The 3,038-nt window shown below is 56.8% G+C and carries 2 protein-coding genes; both read left to right on the top strand.

Going from position 1 to position 3,038, the window contains the following annotated elements; translation table 11 throughout:
* On the top strand, nt 1–1,345 hold a 1,345-nt coding region (locus tag Q8Q07_03060), incomplete at its 5' end, for a recombinase family protein (GenBank protein ID MDP3879272.1).
* Nucleotides 1,326–3,038: CarD family transcriptional regulator (locus Q8Q07_03055; GenBank protein ID MDP3879271.1), on the top strand; the 1,713-nt coding region annotated here is incomplete at its 3' end. The genes Q8Q07_03060 and Q8Q07_03055, both read left to right, overlap by 20 nt.

The raw sequence follows: 3,038 nt of genomic DNA, 5'->3' as shown, positions 1-3,038 counted from the left end.
CGATGCCCCCGGCGGTAAAGACTGGGCGAGCCGGACGACCAGGCTAATCCAGGCCCAGGCGAATGCCCTAAGGGTGAAAACCAACCAGGACAACGCCCTCGCCGGCAATATTTCCCGCGTCCTGGCTGGAAAGGTGCCCTCACACCGGGCGCCCTACGGCTACACGTACCGGGCCGAGAAGATATTTGAAGCCCGCAGCGGCCGAGCCAAAGTTCTCAAAGCCTGGTGGGAGATAAACGAAGTCGGACCCGATGGCGAATTTCTGTGGGGCAGCCCGGCCTGGGTGGTAATGCAAATGTTCACCTGGACAGGCGATGAGAGCCGCACGGCATACTGGGTCGCCAGCAGGTTGAATCAGCTGAAGATTCCCCCGCCTGAGAGGGTGTTGTGGTCTCCCAAGGCAGTGATCAAGATAGTGAATCGCAAGTGCTACACCGGTGAGGCCGAATATAACGTCAATGGGCGTGTTCCAAACCCGAACAGACCTCTGGGTGACCTGACTTTGGGCATCAAGAGGACGCTGCTCAGTCCCAAGCCAAAAGACGAGAGGGTAACCTTTGAGGTGACGCCGCTTACCACCACAGAGCTATGGAAGAAAGCAAATCAGAATATTACTGAGCGAGGTCGAGGTCGGGGAAAACAGGGGAAGACCATCCAGGCATTATTCCGTACCCGAATGTTTTGTCCCCGGTGCGGGAAGCCCATGTCAGTCCTGCGGGGCAAGCGGGACGAGGTATTCTATTACTGCCGCGCCCATTACTGCTCCTGGATCAAAGACCCATGCCGGTACAACCGCTTCGTGCCGGGCACCTGGGACGACCAAATCTGGGATGAACTTGATGTCATGCTGAAGGATGACGCCTGGATAGAGCAACAACTGGCAGTAGACTTACATCAGGACGAGGGACTGGACAAGCAAATCAGGCTTCACCATCTCAAGATCAGGCAGGCTGAAGATAAGATTCGGAAAGTTGAGGAGGGCTTTGATGGCGGCCTCTACAATCTTGAGGATGCGAGGAAAAAGAAGATTACCTATCAGGACGCCATCGAGAAGGAAAGACTGGAGATTTCACACCTTCAGTCACGAATAGAAACGCAGGGCTTCAGCCGGGGCGATGCCGAGGTCTTAAGACAGGAGCTACGGGGCTTGCGGGAGCGGAATCTGAAAGACGCCACCTTCGAGGAGAGGGTTGACCTGGTAGCCATGCTCGGCATCAAGATCTATCCGTCCGAGGATTTGAAGTCCAGGCGTATTGTTTGTAGATTAAATCTAAAGAAAGTAGTCGGAGAGAGGGAGCAAAACGACTTTGCAAAAGTGATGTTTGGTGGGACTGAGGGGAGATGACCAGCGGTCACAGAGAGACTTACCCCTGATTGTTGCCTCGGCTGCGGCATTGCTGCCCAAGCTGACACCATACCAGGATTTCATCACCTTCAGCCACAGCATCAAGCGGGGCATGGAGGTTGAACCCTTCCACCTGCTGGGACAGTGGCAGGCAATGGGCTACCGATTAGCCGACGTGGTGGAGGTACCCGGCACCATCAGCCATCGCGGCGGCATCATCGATATTTACCCCCTCACCAGCCACCTGCCGGCCAGATTGGAGTTCCTGGGGAACAGCGTTGACAGCATCCGTCTCTTTGACCCCCTAACCCAGCGCTCGGTCAGTAGCGTGGCAGCTATCGCCATTGCTCCGGCGAGCGAAGTGCTGATACCCCGACCAGGCGACCAGCCGGAATTAGAGTCAATCTTAAAGGGTATCGACCTGACCGGTGGTCGCCCCGAGACCAGGCAGCGGTTGCGGCAGGAACTAAGCCTGTTACTCAATGGAGAGAAACTAGATAATAAACAGTTTTATGCCCCGCTGTTTAACCGGGACAGCCTGCTGAATTATTTCCCCCGGGACGGACTGCTGATACTTGATGAGCCGGAGAGCATCAAACAAGCCGTGGCAGATTGGGCGACTAAAGCTGATGAATGGCGGGCTGAGAAGCTGGAGCGGGAGGAACTGCCGCCGGGTCTCCCCTCGCCCTATCTCACCTGGGCCGAGCTGGAGTCGGCAATCGAGCAGAAACAACCCCTGATACTCACCGCCTGGAGTATCACCTCTGACCAACCGGGGCACCAGCTAAGCTTTAAATCCGCCCCGAGCTATGCCGGGCAACTACCGGCACTGGTCAAAAAAGCCCGGGAAACAATGGCCCGAAAGCAGCGGCTCATCATCGTCAGCCACCAGGCTAACCGCTTAGCCGAGCTGCTCGAAGAAGAGGATATTATTGCTGCCCCCCTGGCTGAAATCAGGCAGATACCCCCGCCCGGCTCACTGACCCTGGTAACGGGCTTACTGGCTGAGGGCTGGGTGATGAATGACGATACCTATTTGCTGACTGATGCGGAAATCTTTGGTTTCAGCAAACAGCGCCGGCTGCTGAAACCACGCCCGGTGCCGCATCAGCGGCTCTTTATCGACCTGACTCCGGGCGACTATGTCGTGCATATTGAACACGGCATCGCCCGATTTAGCAGTGTCACCACGATGTGTATCAATAATAATGAGAAGGAGTACCTGGTTCTCCTCTATGCCGCCGACGATAGGCTTTATGTCCCGACTGACCAGATTGACCGTGTCAGCCGCTATGTCGGCGCCGGGGAACAGCCGCCGGTATTAAGTCGACTGGGCACTCAGGAATGGACACGGACCAAGCAGCGAGTTAAAGAATCGGTGGCTAAGACCGCCCAGGAGCTACTGGCGCTTTACGCTACCCGCGAGGTAATGCCCGGCTTTGCCTTTTCTGCGGACACCGTCTGGCAGCAAGAGGTCGAGGCTTCCTTTCCTTATGTTGAGACTCCCGACCAGATGGCCGTCCAAAAACAGGTGAAGGAGGATATGGAGCAAGCCAAACCGATGGACCGGCTGGTCTGCGGCGATGTCGGTTACGGCAAGACGGAGGTCGCCATCCGGGCCGCCTTCAAGGCCGTCATGGACGGCCGCCAGGTGGGCATGCTCGTCCCCACGACGGTGCTCGCCCAGCAGCAC

This window comes from Dehalococcoidales bacterium, from assembly GCA_030698765.1.
Taxonomy (GTDB): domain Bacteria; phylum Chloroflexota; class Dehalococcoidia; order Dehalococcoidales; family UBA2162; genus JAUYMF01.
The sequence above is the reverse complement of the archived record's forward strand: the minus strand, read 5'-3'. Positions and strand labels throughout refer to the sequence as shown.